The organism is Calothrix sp. 336/3 (genome assembly GCF_000734895.2).
Lineage (GTDB): Bacteria > Cyanobacteriota > Cyanobacteriia > Cyanobacteriales > Nostocaceae > 336-3.
On the sequence record NZ_CP011382.1, the window covers coordinates 1,260,861 to 1,284,981 of the forward strand.

A 24,121-nucleotide genomic window follows, 5' to 3' on the forward strand; every position below is an offset into this window, starting at 1 on the left:
TTGATGGAATGTCCACGTTGTGGGTCGTCTCACACCCGTAAAAATGGCAAGAAAAGAGGTAAACAAAATCACATTTGTTGTGATTGTAATCGCCAATTCATTGATCGCTATGAACCGCCCCAGGGATACAGTGATGAAGTGAAGCGGGAATGCCTAAAAATGTACGTTAATGGTATGGGATTTCGCGCCATCGAACGGGTCAAAGGCGTTCATCACACAACATTGATTACTTGGGTAAAACTTGTGGGAGAACTGCTACCTGAGACCTATGATCCAGAGACAATTCCAGAAGTTGGCGAACTTGATGAGCTAGAAACTTTCGTCGGCTCAAAAAAAACAAAATCTGGCTTTGGACAGCAGTAAATCACTTCAAACAAGGTATTTTAGCGTGGGTTTTGGGCGACCATAGCGCCGAGACTTTTCGACCGTTATGGGATATTGTGGGTACTTGGCAATGCTATTTTTATGTCACGGATGGATGGTTGGTCTATCCAGGCTTTATTCCTGAAGGCGACCAGATTGTTAGCAAGACTTACATGACACGAGTTGAGGGGGAAAACACCCGACTGCGCCACTATCTCGCTCGATTGCATCGTAAAACGCTATGTTATTCCAAATCAGTACAAATGCTGAGGTATTCAATTCGATTGTTACTTTATTATCTCCGATTTTGGGATGTTCCGATTCCTCAATGATTCATACCGCGATTATGCAACGCCAAGTAATTATTATGTTGTCATCCCGTTCGCGTAGCGTCTCCTAAAGAGAAAAGAAGCTCTTATTTCAAGACATAATCTGGCTGATATTCTACCAATTCTATTTCATTGTCATCTGGATCCGTGACATATATTCTGTGTTTGGTTTCAGGAGATGAATAGGTATAGTAATCAATCTTTTCTGCTTGGAATTTCTCTAACATCAAATCACCATTTGTAATCACAATTCCCACATGATTGATACCAATATTCTCATAAATTGAGTGATTTCTTATTGCCTCTGGGGTGTGATTTAAAGCTAAGTAAAATTGGTTGTTGCCAAAGTGCATCCAGCGTCTACCTTCATACACACCTTCAGCACGCACATACCAATCGGGAAATAGTTTCTGATAAAATTCCTGACTGGCATCAAGATTTTTGCAAGAAAGGTTGAGATGTTCAAATCTTAGCATATTGATATTTTTCCTTTTTGAGATAAGTGGAATTGTTGACTAGAGAAAAATCACCCTAGACTACAGGAAATCACTTCCATATCCTTGAGAAATGACTAATTAAAAATCTGAAATTCACTCCATATGACATCCAGGAGCATCATGATTACAAACAACCATCACACCATTTTTTCTACTTTTTCTCACTCTTGGTAATGAGGTTTTGGCATAATCTCCTCACACCTACTGTAAATGCTGTTACTCAGAATACTGAAAGGTAACTGTTGTTAATAGCAACAGAGGCGCGATCGCCAACAGTTTTTTTGAGAGCTATGGGATGACTCCATAAAATAATCATAGTCATAACGACTACGGATTGTCAATGGGGCAAAAAATTATTGGAAGATAGAGATTAACTTACAAGTAGTTTGGGGAAACATAAATTTAGTCGTACTTAGAGAAAAATTATGGCTCTCAACCCCACTTCCTCGGAAAATCAGGCATTATCAAGCCCACAGATGCAAGAGCAGCTACAACAACACAAAGCATTAGTGAGGGCGATCGCGAGAATTCGAGAAGCGGTTGATTTAGATCAGATTTTTCAAACTACCGTTACAGAAGTTCGACAATTACTGAGTGCTGACAGGGTAGCAGTGTTTCAGTTTTACCCCCAACGGGATTGGGAGGGAGAATTTGTATGTGAGGATGTTGCAGAGGGTTGGAGTTCAGCAATTAAAGAAAAAGTTTATGATCACTGTTTTGGCGAACAATTTGCAATTCACTATCAACAGGGCAAAGTTCAAGCAGTGGCAGATATTTACGATGCTGGTTTGAGTGACTGCCATGTGGAAATTTTAGGTAAATTTCAGGTGCGGGCAAATTTGATAGTACCGTTGTTGCAATATGGAGAGTTGTGGGGATTGCTTTGTGTACATCAATGTCGAGAACCCCGTGAATGGCAGGAAACGGAAATTGAATTTGTTCAGCAAATCGGCGATCATTTGACAGTAGGGATTCAACAGGCGAATCATCTTCAGGAAGTTAAATTACAAGCGGCAAAATTAACTCACACAACCCAAAGCGATCGCGTAATTGCTCAAATAGTAGATAAAATCCGTCCTACCCTAGATATTGACATCGTATTTCAAATTGCTACAGAAGAAATTCGCCACCTACTCCAAGTTGAGCGAGTCGCTATTTTTCGCTTCAATAGCGATTGGAGTGGGGATTTTGTCGCCGAATCCTTCGAGGATGGATGGCTACCGTTAGTGGGAATTCAACCCACAATAAATGACACCTATTTGCAAAGAACTCAAGGAGGGCGTTACGCCCACAATCAATCCTTAGCAATTGATGATATCTATCAAGCGGGATTAACTGATTGTCATATAGTTCTGTTAGAAGAATTTCAGGCAAAATCCTTTTTAACAGTACCAATTATGCAGGGGGATAAAATTTGGGGCATACTTGCAGCTTACCAAAATTCTGCGCCCCGTCATTGGGAAAGTTATGAAACCGAATTATTAATAAAAATTGGTACACAAATTGGTGTAGCACTCCGACATCACCTTTTGTTAGGGCAGGCACAGTATCAAGCAGAACAACAAAAAGCTTTAACATCTATAATTACACGAATTCGAGAATCTCTTGATTTAGATACTATCTTTCAAACCACTGTGACTGAAGTTCGGCAGATGCTCAAAGCTGACAGAGTGGCAGTATTTCGCTTTGAGCCGTCAAAAGATTGGGAAGGTGAGTTTATTTACGAAGATATTGCAGATGGTTGGGATTCCGTAATTAGCAAAAAAGTTTACGATCATTGTTTTGGAACACATTTTGCCACGGATTATCATCAGGGACGTATCCAAGCAGTTACAGATATTTATGATGCAGGATTAAGCAATTGTCATATAGATGTTTTAGGTCAATTTCAAGTTCGAGCTAATTTAATTGTCCCATTAATTAAAAATGGTAGTTTATGGGGACTTCTATGCGTACATCAGTGTAAAAATCCCCGTGATTGGCAACAGGAAGAAGTTGATTTTGTTAGACAAATTGCTGATAATTTAGGAGTAGCATTACAGCATAATCAGTTATTAGTAGATGCTCACTATCAAACCGAACAGCAAAAAGCACTAACTGAAATTATCTCTCGTATTAAAAAGTCTCTAGATTTACAGATAATCTTCCAAACAACGATAAATGAAGTTCGTCAGTTATTGAACGCCGACCGAGTAGTAATTTTTCGATTTGATACTAATACCAATTGGGAAGGAGAATTCATTTGTGAAGATGTTGTTTATGGTTGCGAATCTGCAATTACAGAAAAGGTTTATGAATATTGTTTCAGTGAAAACGATGTAAATCTTTATCTTCAAGGTAGTGTAACCGCGATTTCTGATATTTATCAAAATGATTTTCAGACTTCCTATATTGAAATCTTAGAAAAATTTCAAGTTCGAGCTAATGTTGTCGCACCGTTATTAAAAAATGGTGAATTATGGGGATTATTATGTATTCATAAATGTCATACCCCTCGTAATTGGCTAGCTTCTGAAATTGAATTTGTCACTCAGATTGCTGAACAATTAGCAATGGCGATTCAGCAGGATTTATATTTGAAGCAAGTACAAAATCAAGCAATACAGTTAGCAGAAGCTAATGAGCGTGAAAAAGCCATGGAGCGGCAAAAACTACTTGCAGAAACCATTGATAAAATTCGTAAATCCTTAGATATTCAAACAATATTTAAGACGACAACTGAAGCTGTCAGAGAATTGTTAGAAGTTGAACGAGTGGCAATTTATCAATTTAATGCGAACTGGAGTGGTAAATTTGTCGCTGACTCCTTTAAAAATGGTTGGCAGGCAGTTTCATCTCATCAGCCGAATCAAAAAATGATGTTTGCTGCTGTTGATGTTGATGACGAAAATCTCCTACCTCGAAATGAAACTTTTGTTCCCATTTCCCAAGGTGAAAAACTCTGGGGACTATTAGTTGCTTATCAAAACTCTCAACCTCGTTATTGGAAAGAGGAAGAAACAAATTTACTTGCCCAGGTGGGTGTGCAATTAGGAATTGCTATTCAACAGGCAGAATTACTAGAAAAAACCCAACAGCAAGCAACAAAATTAGAACAAGCTATCACAGAGCTACAACAAACTCAATCTCAATTAATTCAAGGGGAAAAAATGGCTGGTTTGGGACAACTAGTAGCGGGGGTTGCCCATGAAATAAATAATCCCGTCAACTTTATTTTTGGTAACTTAACCTATGTCAGAGAATACACAGAAAACTTATTCAATATAATTGATGTTTACCAAAAATATTGTAGTAATATTCCAGAATTACAGGCAGAAATTGCCAACTTTGAGTTAGACTTTCTGGTGAAGGATTTGCCAAGAACTATTGATTCCATGCATATGGGTGCAGAAAGAATTCGTCAGATTGTCTTATCCTTGCGCAACTTCTCTCGTACCGATGAAGCGGAACAAAAACCAGCAAATATTCATGAGGGGTTGGATAGTACTTTATTAATTCTGAGACATCGACTGCAATCAAATCGCGATCGCCCAGAAATCAAAATCATCAAAGACTACAAAGAACTACCCTTGGTTGAATGCTTCCCTGCACAACTCAACCAGGTATTTATGAACCTACTCAGCAACAGTATCGACGCATTAGAAGAAAAATTTGCATCCATTAAACAAAAATCTATCGATTCTAGAACAACTATCCCGGAGATTCCCCTGAATATTTGGATTCGCACCACCGCAGTTGAAGGTAAAGTCACCGTGGCGATCGCTGATAATGGTTTGGGTATTCCTGAAGAAGTGCGATCGCGCATTTTTAACCCCTTCTTTACTACCAAGGAAGTTGGTAAAGGGACAGGCTTGGGTTTATCTATTAGCTATCAAATTATCACCGAAAAACATAACGGCAGAATCGAATGCTTGTCAAAATCAGGTCAGGGAACCGAATTTTCGATTGAAATACCAACTAGGCAATAGGTAATAAGCATCTGTACGAGAGGCAATGTACAGCAAAATCAATAGTCAAAAGTATTCTTTCCCCCATGGGATACAAGTTGGTGAAATATGGTGCGGGCAAAAGCCCGCGTACTATTTGGAAATTAAGCCCTTAAAAATTGCTCAAGGAATAAATTTGCTCCTTTGCCATTACCCATGGGAACTAGTCTCAGAATCCGTCGGATTGGTGGGAGGAATCGGAGTAGTTTCAACTACATCTGGTGCAGTCTCTGCGACTGGTTGAGCTTCCGGAACATCTGTGACATCCTCAGTCTCGCCCATTAGCGCTGTATTTGGTGATTGTAGTACTGTCTTACTACTAGAAACAAAGACTTGCATGTCTGGTGTGGTGGTGACAACTTCTGGGTTTTCTGGAGATTGAGTTATCATCTCCTCCATTTCCATGGGTTCCGTTGCTTCCGTCACCGCATCAATAATTGCCGCCACATTGGCGCTGTTATCTTCAGCAGGTGCTTTGGGTTCCACAGGAGGTTTTGTCCCTGCAAATAGCCCAGTAATGCTACTTTGGAACTTAGCTAGTCGAGTTTGAGGTGAGAGCTTAGTGATTTGTTCTTGGGTATTACCCGCAGCTACCATCTCTCCGGGTATGGGTGTTTGTTGTGCTTTCGGTATTACCTGTCTTCGCAATACCAGAGTTTGTCCACCTAACCAACCCAACAGAGCGACACTTGCCACATGACCCAGTAATAATCCACCTGTGATGCGTTGGGCAAACACCCATAGAACTAAGGCATAAAAAAATCCCACTCCACTCCAAATAAAATCATTCTTACGGTGGATTTCAGGGAAGAAAAAAGCTGCCATGTAAATAGCTATGCTCCCAAGACCAACTGCTAAGGCGAGAAAGTGTGCCAGCATTTTTTGGATACTCCTAACAGTGTCACTGATAAAGTCTGATACCAATTGAGGATGGGGAAGGGTAGACGGAAATCCTAATATTACAAAGTCCGTTGCTGCAATCTCCAACCATATTACTTATCCCAATTTGGTATAAGTTGAAAAAAAAGTTAAAACTTCAGCTAGGCTCAGTTTCGACTACAGTTTTAAGATTAGAGATTAGAGTTAGAAATTTAAACGTAAATTTGGGTTCTTGCAGTATTGCTGATTTCCTAATCTGCCATCTTTCCTCCCTAGTTTTAGTCCCTAATTCCCTATCTAGATATTTCAATTCTGCAAATTTTGCAAGGGAAATGTGAATTTAGATACAAATTAAAATTTATTATCTGTGTAAATCGTGTATTTCTACTCTGTTCAGGAACTTTTAATGTCTTCTTTAGGAGAGAACTGAAAATCTCGGACTACCCTAGGAAAAAGAAGAAACTGCAAGAGTTAGCCAAAAACCTTATGACATTACAAAGCTTTGGTGTGATTGGATTAGCCGTTATGGGAGAAAATATCGCTCTCAACGTTGAGCGTAATGGCTTCCCAATCGCAGTTTATAACCGTTCCCGTGAAAAGACAGACGCTTTCATGGCGAACCGCGCTCCAGGCAGAAACGTAAAAGCTGCCTTTACCCTGGAGGAGTTCGTTGCTGCTCTGGAACGTCCTCGGAAAATCCTCGTAATGGTACAAGCTGGGAAACCAGTTGATGCGGTGATTCAACAGCTCAAACCCTTACTGGAAGAGGGCGATATTATTATTGATGGCGGTAACTCTTGGTTTGAAGACACCGAACGCCGTACCCAAGAATTAGAACCCACGGGTTTGCGTTACCTGGGTATGGGTGTGAGTGGTGGTGAAGAAGGGGCGCTGAATGGTCCCTCCTTGATGCCTGGTGGTACAGAAAGTTCCTATCAGTACCTCTCACCCATTTTGAATAAAATCGCCGCTCAGGTCGATGACGGTCCCTGTGTGACTTACATTGGTCCCGGTGGTTCTGGTCACTATGTGAAAATGGTGCATAACGGTATTGAGTATGGTGATATGCAGCTAATTGCTGAAGCATACGATTTACTGAAAAATGCTGCCGGTTTGGATCACAATCAATTGCATGAAGTTTTCACCGAGTGGAATACCACCGATGAATTAAATTCGTTTTTGATTGAGATTACATCCAATATTTTCCCCTACATCGACCCAGACACTAATTTACCCTTGGTGGAATTGATTGTGGATGCCGCAGGTCAAAAGGGTACTGGACGCTGGACTGTACAGACTGCTTTAGAATTGGGTGTGGCTGTACCCACGATTATCGCGGCAGTGAATTCCCGGATTATCTCTTCCTATAAGCAAGAGCGGGTAGCTGCTTCTAAGGTGCTGACTGGTCCTAGCGGCAAGTACGATGGTGATACTAAGGAATTTATCAACAAAGTACGGGATGCTCTATATTGCTCGAAGATTTGTTCCTATGCTCAAGGTATGGCACTGTTATCTACAGCTTCCAAAACCTATAACTGGAATTTAACTCTTGGTGAATTGGCACGGATTTGGAAAGGTGGTTGTATTATTCGTGCTGGTTTCTTGAATAAAATTAAGAATGCCTTTGGTGAAAATCCCACTTTACCTAACTTGCTGTTAGCTCCTGAATTTAAGCAAACAATTCTTGATAGACAGAATGCATGGCGGGAAGTATTAATTACTGCTGCCAAATTGGGTATTCCTGTACCTGCTTTTAGCGCTTCCTTAGATTACTTTGATAGCTATCGTCGCGATCGCCTACCTCAAAACCTCACCCAAGCACAACGCGACTACTTTGGCGCTCATACCTACGCACGTATCGACAAACCCGGTGTCTTCCACACTGAATGGGTTCCCGTAGAAGAAGCGAAAAAGTAATGGGTAATGGGTAATGGGAGTTTTCCTGTTCCCCAAATATCAGTAAAAATACTCGGCTTCTGAAAAGAGGTCGGGTATTTTTGTTTTAGCCCTGATAGGGACTATTTGAATTTGCAAGCTGAATTCAACAATTGGCGATCGCCCAGAAGATAAATAGCTGCCCTCATACCAATTCGTAATTCGTAATTCGTAATTAAGAAAGTCTTATCTAGTCAGACTTTCAGGGTTTGTATCTGTTTCACTATTTTCGTGAAATGGTATCACCCCTCATTTGTCACTTTCGGGAGAGAATAGTCTGAAATGCTTACAGCATAAGGCTTTTATTAAAAAAACATAATTTCAGCCATTGTGTTAGAAAATAAACGCTCAAATGCATGTTCTATCTAGAGTTGAAAATTTGACTTTGATTTTTCTTTTCCCAGAGTGACAAAAAAGGGATCACATAATTAAGCAATCTAGATACAGCAAGACTTTCGGTAATCTCAACTGCCAGTAGAACAATAGTACCGTTCCCCAAGTTGCCAAAAGGCGATCGCAACTATCAAAAATACTATTCCTAGCATTGGTGAAAAGTAGCAAAACCATCGAGGAATTGCCAATTCTTTTTCCTTACCTAATATCGCCAGGAGGGGAAAATAGTTGACGCAAGCAAGAGGTACAATATAAGTAAAAAAGCGTTGCAACCATTTACTATAAATTGCTAAGGGATACTGTGCTGTTTCCACTCCTCCATAGGTGAGAATATTCATAATTTCTAGGGAGTCAATAGTCCAAAAAGTTAGAGTTGCAGCAATTACTACAATACCTAAAAAAAGAGCAATTCCTCCAATTAAAGAGGTAGATAAAAGCCATATATTTGGTAGATTTAAGGTTATTTGCAGACTTGAAATTGACCAGATTAAAATTACGAATCCCTGAGAAAACCTACCGATACGTTTTAAAGTGAATTCTGCACCCAAAAGTTGTAAAATTGTCGAACGGGGACGTAACAATAAACGGTCAAAGTCTCCATTTTTAATAATTTGCCAAAACGTATCAAATCCTCTTCCCAAAGCATCTGCACAGGCAAAACTAGTATTGACCATGCCATAAAATAAGGCGATTTCTACCAATTGCCAATTCCCAATCATATTAAACCGATTAAATAGTGTCCAAATACCAAAAAACTCGAATGCAGTTGTCATAAATTGACCAAAAGTTTGCAAAACAAATGAAGATTTATACTGCATTTGTGCTTTTAAAGAGATATTAATATAGCGAAAATAGAGTTGAAAATCATTCATATATCTGTTGATTGCATTGCCAATTTTAAATCAGATAAACTCACAGATACCTTTGTATCAACTAACTGATTACCGACAGCTAATCTTTCCCCCGTTACCCAAGCGAGTAAAGGCTGAAATTTATACATTCTCCTCAAAGAATCACCCAAATAATCAATCGCTTTACGTTCAACAAGTCTTCTCGATCTTGCTGCGAAAAGTGGTAATACAGCTTCCACATCCTGAGCTACTAATTCTTGTACAACCCCAGAAAAATATAATCCTTCGGGGACACCTTGAGGATTGCTTGAATCAAAAATAGTCACTGCGACTCGTCCAGAATTGGAGTAAATATTTTGTGAGTGTTGAGATGTAATTGCAGAACTCCAATACAGATTTATTTGATTATTAAAAGCAAAAGATAGGGGAGAAATCCAAGGAATGCCATCAATTGAACTGGTAGCTATACTACAGTAAATATTTGTTGTGAGAATCCGTTGTGCTTGTTGGATTATTTCTGATTTTTGTGAGTCAACTGTATTAACCCAACCGTTGCTGATACTTGCTACTTCCATTAATTTTATCAACGTCCTCTTAAATGAATGCTCAACTTTTGAACAGCATAGGTTACGCTGTGCTAATCCATCCTACATTCTATTCGACTCTCCCAATTATAAATTACGAATTAGTTTCATCCTCCCTGAATTACTAATTTTCTCACTCCACGACTCACCAAAAAACGTCCCAGATAAATAATTACTACAATCCAAAAAAATTGATGTATTAAAACCCCAAATAAAGCATCTGCTGGTAAATTTCCGGTAAATAAACGAAAAGGTCGGTCAAGAAGTCCAGAAAATGGTAAAGCATTGAGTAATGGTTGCAGGCGATCGGGGAAAAATGGTAATGGTACAATCATCCCAGAAAAAATTATAATTACGTGAGGCAAAATATTATTTATCCCTTCACCTGAAAGCGTCCACATCATTGAAACTGTTAGCAACATGGTGATGGTAGCAGAAAGAATAATTGCCCCTATAAATGATAATAAAAAAGCGATTCCAGCCATTTTTGAAGGAGGAAAATGTAGTCCCCATTCGGGTAATCCTAACCAAGGTATAATCAAAAATGCCACAAATAAAAGAGGAATTGCTCGCAGAAATAAGGGGGTTATTCGCATTGCTAAAGAGCGTACAAACCAAAAATTATATAGGTCTATTGGTCGGAGCAAGTCATATCCTACAGCACCAGAACGAATTGTGGCTTGAGTTTCTCTGTCACCACCCCAAGGAACGATCGCCACTAAAAATCCTTGTCCTAACCACACATAACCAACTGCTTCGGTAAATGTCATCGGTTGCGAAGAGGTGCTACTTGCATAAAATGCTTGCAAAACCATGATTTTGATGAAACCCCAAAACATTTGAGTGGCTACCCCAGCCAAAGCTGCTATTCTGTATTGTAAAAGTAGGGCAAATCTAGCTACAAATAGGGAATAATATGCTTGCATTTAGATATCTCCTAACTTAGCTGCTGATTTTGCATACAACTCAGCAATTATCTCTTCAATTGGCGGATTTTCTACAAATAAATCTTCGATTTCCTGTTGGGATGTGACTTGATTAATTAGGGATGCGGCAGATATTTTTGTTGGGTCAAATGCAAGGGTAATAGTTCGACCTGTTTGGGAAACTATATTAATTTCTGGTGAGTCGAATTTAAATATCTGACTCAAATTGCGATCAAAATTATTGTCTATTTTTAAATCTATTTTGAGATAGCGACGAGAAGAAACTTGCGATCGCAATTGTGTCAGGGAACCATCACAAAGTATCTCACCTCCACCAATAATAATTATCCTTTCACACAAGGCTTCAATATCATCCATATCATGGGTAGTCAGGATAGTGGTGACGTTATGGGTTTTATTCACGGTTTTGATCAGTTTTCGCACTGCAAGTTTGGATACCGCATCTAATCCAATTGTGGGTTCGTCCAAAAATAGAATTTCTGGTTGATGTAACATTGCTGCTGCAAAATCACACCGCATCCTTTGACCTAAACTTAATTGTCTAACGGGAGTGGATAGAAAACTCGCTAAATCAAGGATTTCTATCATCTCATCGCGCATGTTTTTATACTGGGCATTGGGAACCCTGTATATATCCCGCAACAAATCAAAGGATTCTATTACTGGTAAATCCCACCATAATTGGGTGCGTTGACCAAACACTACTCCAATATGTCTGACATGCTCGACGCGATTTTCCCAGGGGATACGGTTATTAATTACACATTTACCACTAGAAGGGACGAGAATACCGCTTAAAATTTTGATGGTAGTGGATTTCCCCGCTCCATTCGGTCCAATATAACCAACGAGTTCCCCCTGTTGAATCAAGAAGGAAATTCCTTTGAGTGCGTGAACTTCTTTGGCTTTGCGTTGGACAAGTCCCTTTATGGAACCTAGCAATCCGGAGTTTCTTTCTGATACCAAAAAGGTTTTTTTCAGGTTTTCAACCAGAATATGAGACATATACTAAACCCGCATATCTGCAAAATGTTCGAGTAATAAACGGTGAATAAAACGATAGCGTCCCCCGATTTGTTGGATAAATCGACGCTCTGCTGCACGACTGAGGAATTTGGCATAATTCCAGGGAATGTAGCGGTTATACCAAAGTACCAAGCGGAGGGAAAAGTGTTGTAAGCAAACATCTCCACCACCATTGAGAAATGCATTAATAAACACCAATCCTTGGGATAAATTTATAATTCTATTTACTTCTTCGGCTGTAATTATTTTTAGTAGTAATAGCTTTAATCCAGGTTGAATAAGTGTAAGAATTAAGCCAGATACAATTGTGAGAAAAAGCATATTTTTCGCGGAATTACGAATACCTTGATTGGGAATTAATTTATTCGGAATTTTACCTGTCTGTCCTAAAATCACACCTGTAATCAGCCCTCCTATCAGTCCTACAGTCATTCCTAAAGCCATCCCTCCAATTAAACCTAACCCTAAAATCAGCCCTAAAATAGGACTTGCAATCAATCCTGTAATCAGACCATAAATCAGACCGTAAATCAGTATTTTTCGTGATTTAGGTGTCAGCGAAAACTGAATTTCTTCAATTGGTTCAATACGACCTTGCCCTGTAATCAGACCGAACACCAGCCCTACAATCAGCCCTATAATTAGTGCTCCAATCAACTTGAAAATCAGCCCTATAATTAGCCCTATAATCAGCCCGTAAATCAATCTTTGCCGATAATTTTTTAACCAAATAGGCTGCATATTCTCAATTAAAAACTCAGTTTTTGTCCCCCGTAATCGCTGCGCTAAAAATTTCAAAAACTGCATAATCTGCGGACGCGAAAATTCCCCCTTACCCACAGGTAATAATTCAAATCGACGCTCAATATAAGCATCAAATAATTCTTCTTTCGTTTGGATTGCCCGTCCTTGATAGGCAACCAACATTATCGACAATAACAAAGGAGTTCTAGCTAGTTCCAAAAACTCGTGATTACTTTGAATACTCTGCCACAAATCACCGCGATTTAATTGGTTTAAATAATCTCGAATTTGCCCATCGGATAATTCCTGCAAACATATCGCACCATGCAACTGGGAAAGCTGTTCCTCTCCTTGGTGATATTCCTCTTCGCGACAGCAAACAACTAAATCCCTTGTGGCATCTTGTGCTAAATACTGATTAATTGCCTGAATACATTTGCGCTGTTTTACTGAACCCAACTCATCCAACCCATCCAACAACGGCAAAATTTCCCCCTGCTCCAACCAAATCCGACTTATCCCCGGAGCGAGGTTATATTCCTGCTTGAGTTGCCCAATCATCCAATCTAAAATATTTACACTATCATCGCGCCAAGCTGAAAGCTCGAAAATTATCGGCATCGGTTCGCTGGGGTTTTGTTTAGCTTTATCTAATAATTCCTCAGCCAAATTCAACAAAGTTGTAGTTTTGCCACCTCCCGGTTTTCCTAATATTAATAACCGTCCACTAATATCGCTCCTCCGCAACACATCCACCACGCGAGCAAGTGCTTGGGGTTGACTGGTGGTATTGTTGGCAGTGATTGTATATAGGGTTTGTAAGGGATTTCTACCAACTTGTTGGGGTTGTTCTTCGTGCAGCAAATCCAGCATCAACAAATTGTGCAACGAATCCCGCAATCGCTGTTTAACCTTGGTTTCCTCCGCATCCAACAACCGAGGACGAATGGTGGGGTCAATATTTGCGGGTGCATCTTCCGGTTCTTGTATCAATTGCTGCCATGTCACCCAGATAGTCAATAAAGCAAAGATTAATAAACCCGCGATCGCAATTCCGTTACCATCTTTTGATAAGATTGCGGCTAATTCCTGGGTATTTTTTGCCTGAAGTATATCTTTTAGCGCTGGCAGTTGATTGATAATGTAACCAATAACGATGGTGGCGATCGCTGCACAGATACCTAGAAATACTTTGTTTTTAAGCAACTTTTTCATGGTTCAGGCTCAAATGGCAGGATTGAGTAGGTTAAATTATTCCCATATTCATGGAATACTACCCTGCAATTTCCGTAATTTCCGCGAAATTTAGATTTTTATCAAGTTATTTTTCAGAACAGAGTCAGGAATATAGACATTAATCGTTCTTTCTATCCCAATACCGCGATCGCGCTCTGTAAACTTACCCCAGGAACGATAGAGGAGACATTGAAGAATACCAGTGTTGATGTTTGGCAGGGAATGGTGTTCAAAATCATAAAGAGCGATCGCTGCCATACCATCAGAACCAATTGGCTTCATAACTGTTTCGTAAAGTTCCATCTGCTGGAATTGATCGTGATAAATATCCCCAGAGAAATATCATGAGAGTTTTTATTGAGTACATCAAAGTGTTGCAAGTGTCAAATATTACACAATCATGGAATATCAAAACTGCCTCAATCCTCTGCGAAAAAAAATAATATTTACAACGATTTATTCCCTATTTCCCCAACAGTTATAATACTGACAATAAAAGGAGAATTTTAAAAAATGGTTAGTCAAAAAACGATTGACATTGTCAAGGCAACCGCACCAATTATTAAAGCAAAAGGCGAAGAAATTACTAGACGGATGTATCAAATTACCTTTGAAGAGCGACCTGACTATAAACTTGGCTTTGAAACTACTTGGATGCAGCATTTAGATGGTGGGGATCAAGCACACAAGCTAGCCGCATCTGTTTATGCCTATGCAACTCATATTGATCGCTTAGATCAGTTGGCTACAGCAGTACAAAGTATTGCCCATCGCCATGTGCAGACTCGCATATTACCCGAACAATACCCCTTGATTGGCGAAAAGCTTTTACAGGCAATGAAAGATGTTCTGCAAGATGCCGCAACAGATGAAGTTATTGCCGCATGGGCTGAAGCCTATGAAGCTTTAGCAAACATCTTTATTCAAACAGAAAAGGCGATTTATCAACAAGAAGATCGAGAACTCACTGAGCGATTAACAAAAGCTAACACACCTGAGACATCGGGTTGATTGCAACTTCGCTGGCAGTGCTAGTTAATACCCATAGTCAAACATCAGACTTCAGTGGCAACTTAGACCAACTCATGCGGAATATTAGAAGCAAAGTTACTAATTGACCATCCTTTGACTTATTTTAATCCTTCACTTTAAATACCAAAATCCTTTAGGAGTGGATAATCTATGACTTCGGCAAATCCTTCAGAAAACACAATCGCTTGTTTACAAACAATATTAGATGCCACAAAAACAGGCAATTATGAACTTTTTCTCACAGTTGGAAATGATGACTACAAAGCGGGAATTAGTCAGGAAATGTTTGACTCGGTTAGCTCGCTCCTAGCACCACGGATGGCGGAGGGATATGACATTACTTACTTCGGTAATCTCAAACAAAGTGAATATCAAATTTATCTATGGAAACTGAGTTTCGCTGATGATGGAGATGAATTTGTCGCCCGGATGGCAATTAAGGATGGGAAAGTCGGTGGGATTTTATTTACATAGAATAATGGTAAATTATGCCTGATGTGAATTATAAATGCCTCTTATCCCATAAGGGTTTCAAGACTTAATTCACTACTCATTACTCACTACTCATTACTCACTACTCAGAAATTCTACTCTTCATATCGTCCCTCAACCACACCCACTAAAGACTGAAGGTCAAATTTTGCGTCTTCCCCACTTAAACAAATACCTGCGCTCATCACTGTCAAATCCTGTTTCGATATAGCGCTGCTATGGCGTTCACCGTCGCCCGTAGTCCATTCCACTAGCCAATGGTCTTTTTTGTCTCGAAACTCATTCAAACTACCTCCAGCTATCTCCAGGGCTTGTTGGAGTCGTTTTTCGTCCTGGCGTTGCTGCCGAATCGCGGTAAACTCCTTGGCTCCCTGGCTAACGAGGTCGTATACTGTTCGCATTTCCGGTGTAATTCCTGAAAATTGCAGGGTTTCTGGGGATGTGACTTGCTTGAGGTGCTGACGTAGTTGCTCGGTAATTAGGGGATCTGCACGGCGATCGCTCTCATCAAACCACCAACTCACCCCATCGGTACGACCTATCACTGGCTCAAATCTTACCCCTTCTGTGACTAAATGCACGGCAACAGGTTGACAATAACCACAACGCTGCCGCATATCTGCCTCATTCACTGGATAAGCTAACCAAGTTTCCCCCTGTAACGGATAAGCTAACCGCAAACGTAAAGCTTTCATCTGTTGCAAATACTCAGCAACTTGTGGCAAACTTGCTTCTTCCACCAAGACTGCAATTTTCTCATCCTGATGTTGAAAAATTCCCCACCCTGTAAAGTTTCTCGGCTGGGGAGAAAAGGTATAAACTATTCCTGCAACCCGTGTTCGCACCTTCCCACCCTGCACACAGGGAGCGATAAATTGAGTAGAGGATAACTTATTTTCCTGGGCTGCTAATTTATTAATTAATTGACGAATATCTTTTTTATTCATGGTGAATAGGTTTAAGATACAGCTCCCTTTTTTACACTATCAAGTCAGAAAATGCAGTTAATGGCTCATTGTGTCAGCTAGTACGTATTTAATTTGTGTGCTAAATCCAGTCAAAATGCTTACAATCCGGTGATTCTAAATTTTCGGTTATACAATTTAACTGCACATCAACTTAGTAGTTACCATCTAGATTAACAACAGAATTGAAATTTTGTGTCCTATTCCCTGTGGTAACAAAACTAGTCGAAATATTACCTATTACCTATGATGACAGAAGCAAAAAATGTCCTCGGTGAACCCCTAGAAATTTGCTGTACTTCCCCCATGACGGGCTATATGCGTGATGGACGCTGTAACACTGGAGCTATGGATGTGGGAGTTCATATTATTTGTGCAAGGGTGACAGAAGAATTTCTCGCCTTTACCAAAACACGGGGCAATGATTTGAGTACCCCCGTTCCTGCATACAGTTTCCCTGGTTTGAAACCCGGTGACTGTTGGTGTTTGTGTGCGAGTCGGTGGCAAGAAGCACTAGAAGCCGGTGTGGCTCCTCCTGTAAATTTGAGGGCAACTCATGCGCGATCGCTAGAATATGTTTCCCTAGAGGATTTACAAAAACACGCGATCGCAGATTAAGGGAGCAGGGTAATTAACCCTTTGCCCTCCTTCTAAGTCTATGATCTTCGCGCCCCTAGGAAGCCTCACCCACGGACTCAATCACTGCTTCCAGAGCGATCGCAATGTGCGTCCAGTGGGTTCCCCCCTGACAATAGACAATATAAGGCTCCCTTAAAGGACCATCGGCAGAAAACTCCAAGGTACTTCCCTCAATAAATGTGCCCCCAGCCATGACTACCTGGCTCTCGTAACCGGGCATATCATCGGGAATGGGGTCCAGATAGGAACCAATGGGAGAATGCTGCTGTACGGCTTTACAGAAGGCAATCAGCTTATCTGGAGAACCCAGCTTAATCGCTTGAATCACATCACCCCTCGGTGCTAGAGGTGCAGGATTAACTTCATAACCCAACTTGTCAAAGACATAGCCTGTGAGGTAAGTTCCCTTCATCGCTTCCCCCACCATTTGCGGTGCTAAAAATAAACCCTGAAACAACAAACGATTCTGGTCAAAAGTTGCACCCCCGTAGCTACCGATACCCGGAGCAGTTAAACGACAAGCTGCCGCTTCCACTAAATCCGCCCGTCCCGCAACATAACCACCAGCATTGACAATTGTCCCCCCTGGGTTTTTAATCAAAGAACCCGCCATTAAATCTGCGCCGACGTGGGTTGGCTCACGGGTGTCGATAAATTCGCCATAGCAATTATCGACAAAACAAACAGTATTCGGGTTTTGTTCTTTGACGAGGTGAACTATTTTTTCAATATCAGCTATAGATAAACTCGGTCGCCAAGAGTATCCACAGGAACGTTGAATCAACACCAAACGAGTATTTTCACGGATGCTATGACTCAACGCTTGCCAATCTACTGTCCCCTGTGGGCTAAGATCCAATTGGCGATAACTAACACCAAAATCTATTAGTGAACCTTGACCTTCCCCCCGTAAACCTATCACTTCTTCTAATGTGTCGTAGGGTGCGCCCACTACTGCGAGCATTTCGTCACCTGGACGCAGAACACCATACAACGCGCAGGCGATCGCGTGGGTTCCTGAAACAAATTGCACCCTTACCGCAGCTGCTTGAGCACCCATGATTTCGGCGAAAACTTTATCCAAGGTTTCTCGTCCTAAATCATCATGACCGTATCCCGATACACCTGCAAAATGGTGTGCCCCTACGCGATGATGACGAAAGGCACTCAGCACTCTTTGAAGATTTTGCTTGACCTGAGCGTCAATTCCAGAAAAAATCTGTAACAGTGCCTGTTCTGCTTGCCGCAGCTGTTCCAAGCTGTTCATCAGTCCCTCATTTACAAAAAAATTACGATTTGCGGATTTTTCGGATCACGCAGATTAGGCTGAACATTCCCTATTCAGGTTCCTGCATGACAATTGCTACCCCAACCAAACGTCAAATTAATTGGGTAAATACCCTCTTCTTCGCTGGTGTACACATCGGAGCTCTATTTGCCCTGCTTCCGAGCAATTTCAGTTGGCAAGCAGTCGGCGTTGCTTTGCTTCTTTACTGGGTGACTGGTGGTTTAGGTATCACTCTCGGATTTCACCGTTTAGTCACCCACCGCAGTTTCCAAGCACCCAAATGGCTGGAATATTTTCTCATGATTTGCGGTACCCTGGCTTGCCAAGGTGGTCCAACGGAATGGGTTGGAACTCACCGTCTACATCACTTGCACTCAGATAAGCAACTCGATCCCCATGATTCCAATAAGGGATTCTGGTGGAGTCACATGGGTTGGTTAATTTATCAAAAAGATTATGATGCAGAACTTCCTCGCTTTACCAAAGATATTGCCGACGACCCAGTTTACCAGTTTTTAGACAAGTATATGATTGTCCTCCAGTTTGCTCTGGGCTTATCACTTCTGTATTTTGGTGGTTGGTCTTTTGTCGTCTGGGGTATTTTTGTCCGCATCGTCTGGGTTTGGCATTGTACCTGGTTGGTAAATAGTGCTACCCATAAATTCGGCTACCGCAGCCATGATTCCGGCGATAACTCCACTAACTGCTGGTGGGTGGCGATTCTGGTCTTTGGCGAAGGTTGGCATAATAATCACCACGCCTTTCAGTATTCTGCTCGTCACGGTCTGGAATGGTGGGAAGTTGATTTGACTTGGATGACAATTCAACTACTGCAAGTTCTGGGTCTGGCAACAAATGTCAAACTTGCAGAGAAAAAGTAATCTGCGCGTTGGGATGCTAGGAAGGAGTCGCCCATAGGGTACACAGGGGAAGGATTGATCAACTATTCCCCATTCCCCAAAATCTTCCTAATTTATCCTAATACTGTGAATTGAGCCTCTGAGCTTGATATAATCCAAAACGTTAGTGTTTTGTTACAAAAATTTGTGACAAGTCCTTTCTCAAGAGTCTTGACACAAAAGACTGTTAATGCATAGGAATTCATGACAACATCGATAGTTAAGAGCCAGGAACTCGCTGCCAACTTTGATGGGAAATCTGAGATTAAGCTCAAAGATATTATCAAAAGTTTGCCAAAAGAATGTTTTCAAAAAAATCGCCGTAAAGCATGGACTGGGCTAGTAATCAACGTTTTGTTGGTTGCTTTGGGCTATGCTAGTTTGGTTTTTTCTCCTTGGTACCTTTTGCCTCTGGCATGGATTTTTACAGGGACAGCGTTGACAGGATTTTTTGTAATTGGTCATGATTGCGGTCATCGCTCCTTTGCCAAGAATCGCTGGGTGAATGATCTAGTTGGGCATATTATGTTTATGCCATTAATTTACCCGTTTCATGCTTGGCGATTAGGTCATAATCATCACCATGCCCATACGAATAAATTTGATGAGGATAATGCTTGGCATCCCATCAGACCTGAAGTTTATGAAAGTTGGGCTCAGGGTTGGCAATTTTCTTTTAGACAATTTATACTGCGTAAACTGTGGTGGGTTGGTTCCGTCGGGCATTGGGCGGTAGTACACTTTACCTTAGATAGATACAAGGCAAAAGACCATGGGAAGGTGAAATTATCGATCGCCGTGGTGTTAATATTTGCCGCGATCGCCTTTCCGACTCTGATTGCAACTACAGGTATCTGGGGATTCGTGAAATACTGGTTTATCCCCTGGATGGTGTACCATTTCTGGATGAGTACCTTCACCTACGTTCACCACACATCTCCCAATGTTCCCTTTGCAGAGGCAGATAAATGGAATGAGGCGATCGCCCAACTATCGGGTACAGTTCACTGTGATTATCCTCGGTGGGTAGAATTCCTATGCCATGACATTAATGTTCATGTTCCCCACCATATTTCTACAGCGATTCCTTCCTATAATTTGCGACTTGCCCATGGCATCATCAAAGAAAAGTGGGGTACATATCTCCATGAAGAATGTCGCTTTTCTTGGTCTTTAATGAAGCAAATTACCGACAAATGTCATCTGTATCAAACAGATTCCGGCTATTTGTCCTTTAATGAATATTTCAATTCTAAGTAATAGTGGCAATTGATTACTAGTGAGTGCTGGGAATATCAAATCTCAGCACCAAAATAGTCCGAAAAATAGCCAGCTGATAAATATTTCAGTTTGAGTGATATATAACACTCTTGCATTTTCAAGAGCGTTGATTACCTTGTCAAATTTCATCTCAAAACCAAATAAAGTGCAATCGAATACCCTTTCATCGCATCTGCAAAATTCAGCCATAGCTGAAGAAACAACCCAGCTACCCTTTACCCTAGCAGATATCAAAGCAGCGATTCCCCCAGAATGCTTTGAGCCAAACGTAGGAAAATCTTTATATTTTTTCTTCCGTGATATCTTCATTATTGGTTTACTCTACGCAGTTGCCGCTTATTTAGATTCCTGGTATTTTTTCCCCATTTTTTGGGTAATGCAAGGAACCATGTTTTGGGCTTTATTTGTAGTTGGACATGACTGCGGACACCAATCTTTTTCTAAGCACAAATGGTTAAATGATTTAATTGGTCATTTATCCCATACACCGATTCTTGTACCATACCATGGTTGGCGTATTAGCCACCGCACCCACCACAAGAATACAGGACACTTAGATAATGATGAAAGCTGGTATCCTGTCAGCGAAACGCAATACAAGGAAATGCCTTTAATTCAGAAAATTGGGCGCTACTATGTGTTTTTGCTAGCCTATCCCATATACATCTTCAGACGCTCTCCCAACAAAGAAGGTTCACATTTTCTCCCCAGTAGTCCCCTGTTCAAACCTTCCGAAAAGTGGGATATCATCACCAGTACAACCCTCTGGATTTCTATGGTTGGTTTGCTAGGTTTCCTCACCTATCAATGGGGTGGAATGTGGTTGTTGAAATACTACGCCATGCCCTATATTGTCTTCATCATCTGGTTAGATTTGGTGACATTTCTACACCATACCGAAGCAGATATTCCTTGGTATCGTGAAGGAGAATGGACTTTCTTAAAAGGTGCCCTATCCACCATCGATAGAGATTATGGTTTTATCAACCATATTCACCATGATATTGGTACACACGTTGCTCACCATATTTTTTTAAATATGCCTCACTACAATTTGCTGAAAGCAACAGAGGCAATTAAACCGCTTTTAGGTGAATATTATCGCAAATCATCCGAACCGATTTGGAAGTCAACCTGGAATTCTTGTGTTAGTTGTCATTTTGTACCTGACAATGGCAAGAAGGTTTACTATCAACCACCAAGCCAATTAAGTGCTGATTAGTTAGCGTTTATTAGGACAACTTTTGTAAGCAAAGGAGTGATGAAAATATTGCTCCTTTTTTTTATTTTGTAAAAATAATTTGGTATGTCGGTATTGGCGAGGGAATTGGTTTCAGCCATACTCTAAAGATGAAATACAAGAATTACTGGACTCAGGCGCAAGATGAGTGAGAATCGAAATTACGCCAGAATGCTAGCAGCAAAATATACCCAAGATGGAAAACCAATGGAATGGTTTGAGGAACTTTACAGGCAAGCCATGGAGGGGGAAGCGATTGTACCTTGGGCGGATTTACGGGCAAATCCCAACCTGGTGGAATGGTTAGAGAATTACCAGGTAGAAGGAAAAGGCAAGACAGCGTTAAAAGTTGGCTGTGGGTTGGGAGATGATGTCGAAGAATTGTGTCAGCGAGGGTTTAAGACTATCGGCTTTGATATTTCTGCCTCAGCCATTCAATGGTGTCAAAATCGCTTTCCAGAATCTTTAGCTGAGTATGTTGTGGCGGATTTGTTCCATCCCTCACCTCAATGGTACCAAGGGTTTGATTTTGTCTTGGAGACTTACACAATTCAAGCATTACCCCCAAGCAGACATCGGAGCGCGATCGCCCAAATTGCTAATTTCGTTGCTCCCCAAGGCAAACTACTGTTGATTTGTCGAGGTAGAGAGGAACAGGAGGATCCGGGACAATTACCCTATCCTCTCACACAAGCTGAGGTCATGGGATTTGTGGAATGTGGCTTATCCCTAGAACGATTTGAAGATTATCTAGATGAATCAGAATCCCCTCCAGTCAGGAGATTTCGAGTCACCTTCACCAGAAATAATTAGTGAAGTAGCCGTCATGAACTGCGTACACCAGGACAGATGAAAATAGGCATTGGGCATTAATTATTTCTCCCTTATCCCCCTTGTCCCCCTTGTCCCCCTTGTCCCCCTTGTCCCCCTTATCCCCTGCTTTTTCAAGCTAGGTCGGATGGATCTATTTGTCATGCAGCTTTATATGGCGATCGCTCCTTACAAGAAAATGCTAATTCAAGTTACAATAGGTAATCATCGCTTACCAAAATTAGCAGCGATATTTGTGTAATTACGACTATGGAAGTATTGGAACTGAAGCGGGAAATCGAAACGTTGTCTAGTCGCCTGGGTAAAACCCAGGACTATCTTTGACATCCCCGCACTCACAGCCAGAATTCAAGATTTAGAACAAATTGCCGCCCAACCAGAATTTTGGGATGACCAAAATCAGGCACAAAAAACTCTGCAAGAATTAAATGACCTCAAGGACAACTTACAACAGTATGAACAATGGCAAGCCAGTTTAGCCGATACCAGAGCTGTACTGGAACTGTTGGAGCTAGAAACTGACGCAGGGCTATTAGAGGAAGCAGAATCAACTATTACTACACTCAACCGTGAATTGGAACAGTGGGAGCTACTCCAGTTACTTTCTGGAACCTACGATGACCAAGGTGCAGTCTTGACAATTAACGCCGGGGCTGGTGGTACCGATGCTCAGGACTGGGCAGAAATGTTACTGCGGATGTATACCCGTTGGGCAGAAAGTCACGGCTACAAGGTGCAATTAAGCGAACTTTCCGATGGAGACGAAGCTGGTATAAAATCTGCAACCCTGGAAATTACTGGTAAGTATGCCTATGGGTATTTGCGTTCAGAAACCGGAACCCACCGTTTAGTGAGAATTTCCCCTTTCAATGCCAATGGGAAACGGCAAACTAGCTTTGCTGGGGTGGAGGTGATGCCACAAATTGATGGTTCTGTGCAACTAGACATTCCTGAGAAGGATTTAGAGATTACCACGTCGCGATCGGGGGGTAAGGGTGGACAAAACGTAAACAAGGTAGAAACTGCCGTGCGAGTCGTTCACCTCCCTACAGGTTTAGCTGTGCGCTGTACCGAAGAACGTAGCCAGCTGCAAAACAAAGAGAAAGCCCTTGCCCGGTTGAAAGCGAGGTTGCTAGTGATTGCCCAAGAGCAACGCGCCCAGGAAATTGCCGAAATTCGCGGTGATATGGTGGAAGCATCCTGGGGAAACCAAATTCGTAACTATGTTTTTCACCCTTACCAAATGGTGAAAGACTTACGGACAAACGTGGAGACAACCGCGATCGCAGATGTCATGAATGGTGAAATCGATCCCTTCATCCAATCCTACCTCCGCCAAGAAAATCAACTGATAGATACGACAGTCTAGGAAATAGGGAGTAGGAAACAGGGAAGCGGATTTTTTCTGTCACCTATTACCTATTCCCCGCCACCCATGACCAAATTGCCAAACAGGCAGCTCTTGTTTCAACAAACTGTTACATTTATAAAAGAGTTTGTTATCAAATCATCATGAGCGACTCCCCTTCTCCAGACCGTCAGCCCAGTTATGTCAAACTAGCCATGCGTAACATGGTGCAAAAGGGTAGGACTTCCTTTAAGCATTTTGCCCTGACTACGGTAGGGCTATTAGCCGTTTTTATTGGTCTTGCTTACTTAACTCGCTAGCTTTGGGAGAATAACA

Annotated in this window: 22 protein-coding genes; 12 read left to right on the top strand and 10 right to left on the bottom strand. The window is 41.3% G+C overall.

Annotation, left to right across the window (positions count from 1 at the left end):
- Window positions 1–3 precede the first annotated feature (3 nt).
- A protein-coding gene (locus IJ00_RS27525) for an IS1 family transposase (RefSeq protein ID WP_144415958.1) occupies window positions 4–695 on the top strand; the annotation gives its coding sequence in 2 pieces (ribosomal slippage) (window positions 4–328 and window positions 328–695; 693 coding nt in all).
- Between the two features lie 83 nt (window positions 696–778).
- On the opposite strand, the gene IJ00_RS04930 is transcribed toward IJ00_RS27525, so the two are convergent.
- Window positions 779–1,168, bottom strand: a complete 390-nt coding sequence (locus IJ00_RS04930) for a VOC family protein (protein ID WP_339366875.1) — start codon at window positions 1,166–1,168, stop codon at window positions 779–781.
- A gap of 446 nt (window positions 1,169–1,614) precedes the next feature.
- On the opposite strand from IJ00_RS04930, the gene IJ00_RS04935 reads away from it, so the two are divergent.
- The gene (locus IJ00_RS04935) at window positions 1,615–5,157 is read left to right on the top strand and encodes a GAF domain-containing protein (RefSeq protein ID WP_035150627.1); all 3,543 of its coding nucleotides are present in this window, start codon (window positions 1,615–1,617) and stop codon (window positions 5,155–5,157) included.
- 168 nt (window positions 5,158–5,325) lie between these two features.
- Here IJ00_RS04935 and IJ00_RS27530 read toward each other — a convergent pair whose 3' ends face one another.
- Complete coding sequence (locus tag IJ00_RS27530) at window positions 5,326–6,054, bottom strand: Ycf66 family protein (RefSeq protein WP_046814720.1); 729 nt, start codon at window positions 6,052–6,054, stop codon at window positions 5,326–5,328.
- Window positions 6,055–6,540: 486 nt separating this feature from the next.
- Here IJ00_RS27530 and gndA point away from each other — a divergent pair, with 486 nt between their 5' ends.
- Entirely contained in the window at window positions 6,541–7,971 is a 1,431-nt protein-coding gene (gndA, locus tag IJ00_RS04945) for an NADP-dependent phosphogluconate dehydrogenase (protein WP_035150629.1), read from the top strand.
- Between the two features lie 482 nt (window positions 7,972–8,453).
- Here gndA and IJ00_RS04950 read toward each other — a convergent pair whose 3' ends face one another.
- The 6 genes from IJ00_RS04950 to IJ00_RS04975 all read right to left on the bottom strand — a co-directional run bounded on the left by IJ00_RS04950 (window position 8,454) and on the right by IJ00_RS04975 (window position 14,073).
- Window positions 8,454–9,155 carry an ABC transporter permease gene (locus IJ00_RS04950; RefSeq protein ID WP_238178434.1) on the bottom strand — a complete coding sequence of 234 codons (702 nt, stop codon included), beginning with the start codon at window positions 9,153–9,155 and terminating at the stop codon, window positions 8,454–8,456.
- Between the two features lie 95 nt (window positions 9,156–9,250).
- Window positions 9,251–9,808 (bottom strand): pyridoxamine 5'-phosphate oxidase family protein, encoded by a 558-nt coding sequence (locus IJ00_RS04955; RefSeq protein WP_035150633.1) that lies wholly within the window; start codon window positions 9,806–9,808, stop codon window positions 9,251–9,253.
- A gap of 116 nt (window positions 9,809–9,924) precedes the next feature.
- Entirely contained in the window at window positions 9,925–10,743 is an 819-nt protein-coding gene (locus tag IJ00_RS04960) for an ABC transporter permease (RefSeq protein WP_035150635.1), read from the bottom strand.
- The gene (locus tag IJ00_RS04965) at window positions 10,744–11,769 is read right to left on the bottom strand and encodes an ATP-binding cassette domain-containing protein (RefSeq protein ID WP_035150637.1); all 1,026 of its coding nucleotides are present in this window, start codon (window positions 11,767–11,769) and stop codon (window positions 10,744–10,746) included.
- A 3-nt stretch (window positions 11,770–11,772) separates the two neighbouring features.
- Complete coding sequence (locus IJ00_RS04970) at window positions 11,773–13,749, bottom strand: NACHT domain-containing NTPase (protein WP_035150638.1); 1,977 nt, start codon at window positions 13,747–13,749, stop codon at window positions 11,773–11,775.
- 90 nt (window positions 13,750–13,839) lie between these two features.
- Entirely contained in the window at window positions 13,840–14,073 is a 234-nt protein-coding gene (locus tag IJ00_RS04975) for a hypothetical protein (RefSeq protein ID WP_144415985.1), read from the bottom strand.
- Window positions 14,074–14,283: 210 nt separating this feature from the next.
- On the opposite strand from IJ00_RS04975, the gene IJ00_RS04980 reads away from it, so the two are divergent.
- On the top strand, window positions 14,284–14,781 hold the full coding sequence (locus IJ00_RS04980) for a globin domain-containing protein (protein WP_035150640.1): 498 nt from the start codon (window positions 14,284–14,286) through the stop codon (window positions 14,779–14,781).
- A 171-nt stretch (window positions 14,782–14,952) separates the two neighbouring features.
- Window positions 14,953–15,276: a hypothetical protein gene (locus IJ00_RS04985; protein WP_035150641.1), complete on the top strand. Its 324-nt coding sequence runs from the start codon at window positions 14,953–14,955 to the stop codon at window positions 15,274–15,276.
- 113 nt (window positions 15,277–15,389) lie between these two features.
- Here the strand turns inward: IJ00_RS04985 and IJ00_RS04990 are convergent, their stop codons facing one another.
- Window positions 15,390–16,241 (bottom strand): hypothetical protein, encoded by an 852-nt coding sequence (locus IJ00_RS04990; RefSeq protein ID WP_035150643.1) that lies wholly within the window; start codon window positions 16,239–16,241, stop codon window positions 15,390–15,392.
- Between the two features lie 267 nt (window positions 16,242–16,508).
- Between IJ00_RS04990 and IJ00_RS04995 the strand changes: the two genes are divergently transcribed.
- Window positions 16,509–16,877, top strand: a complete 369-nt coding sequence (locus IJ00_RS04995; RefSeq protein WP_035150645.1) for a DUF2237 family protein — start codon at window positions 16,509–16,511, stop codon at window positions 16,875–16,877.
- 55 nt (window positions 16,878–16,932) lie between these two features.
- Here the strand turns inward: IJ00_RS04995 and IJ00_RS05000 are convergent, their stop codons facing one another.
- Window positions 16,933–18,165 carry a methionine gamma-lyase family protein gene (locus tag IJ00_RS05000; protein ID WP_035150647.1) on the bottom strand — a complete coding sequence of 411 codons (1,233 nt, stop codon included), beginning with the start codon at window positions 18,163–18,165 and terminating at the stop codon, window positions 16,933–16,935.
- An 86-nt stretch (window positions 18,166–18,251) separates the two neighbouring features.
- On the opposite strand from IJ00_RS05000, the gene IJ00_RS05005 reads away from it, so the two are divergent.
- The 6 genes from IJ00_RS05005 (at window position 18,252) to IJ00_RS27535 (ending at window position 24,105) form a co-directional block, all read left to right on the top strand.
- Window positions 18,252–19,067 carry an acyl-CoA desaturase gene (locus IJ00_RS05005; RefSeq protein ID WP_035150649.1) on the top strand — a complete coding sequence of 272 codons (816 nt, stop codon included), beginning with the start codon at window positions 18,252–18,254 and terminating at the stop codon, window positions 19,065–19,067.
- Between the two features lie 222 nt (window positions 19,068–19,289).
- Window positions 19,290–20,345, top strand: a complete 1,056-nt coding sequence (locus IJ00_RS05010) for a fatty acid desaturase (protein ID WP_035150651.1) — start codon at window positions 19,290–19,292, stop codon at window positions 20,343–20,345.
- 166 nt (window positions 20,346–20,511) lie between these two features.
- Window positions 20,512–21,588, top strand: a complete 1,077-nt coding sequence (locus tag IJ00_RS05015; protein WP_035150653.1) for a fatty acid desaturase — start codon at window positions 20,512–20,514, stop codon at window positions 21,586–21,588.
- A gap of 162 nt (window positions 21,589–21,750) precedes the next feature.
- Window positions 21,751–22,419, top strand: coding sequence for a class I SAM-dependent methyltransferase (locus IJ00_RS05020; protein ID WP_035150656.1), 669 nt, complete (start codon window positions 21,751–21,753; stop codon window positions 22,417–22,419).
- A gap of 267 nt (window positions 22,420–22,686) precedes the next feature.
- Window positions 22,687–23,806, top strand: a protein-coding gene (prfB, locus tag IJ00_RS05025) for a peptide chain release factor 2 (protein ID WP_144415986.1) whose coding sequence is annotated in 2 segments (ribosomal slippage) — window positions 22,687–22,758 and window positions 22,760–23,806 — 1,119 coding nt in all. Because the reading frame shifts where the segments join, the coding sequence is not laid out codon by codon here.
- Window positions 23,807–23,949: 143 nt separating this feature from the next.
- Window positions 23,950–24,105: a DUF3285 domain-containing protein gene (locus IJ00_RS27535; protein WP_082127259.1), complete on the top strand. Its 156-nt coding sequence runs from the start codon at window positions 23,950–23,952 to the stop codon at window positions 24,103–24,105.
- The last annotated feature ends 16 nt before the right edge of the window (window positions 24,106–24,121 follow it).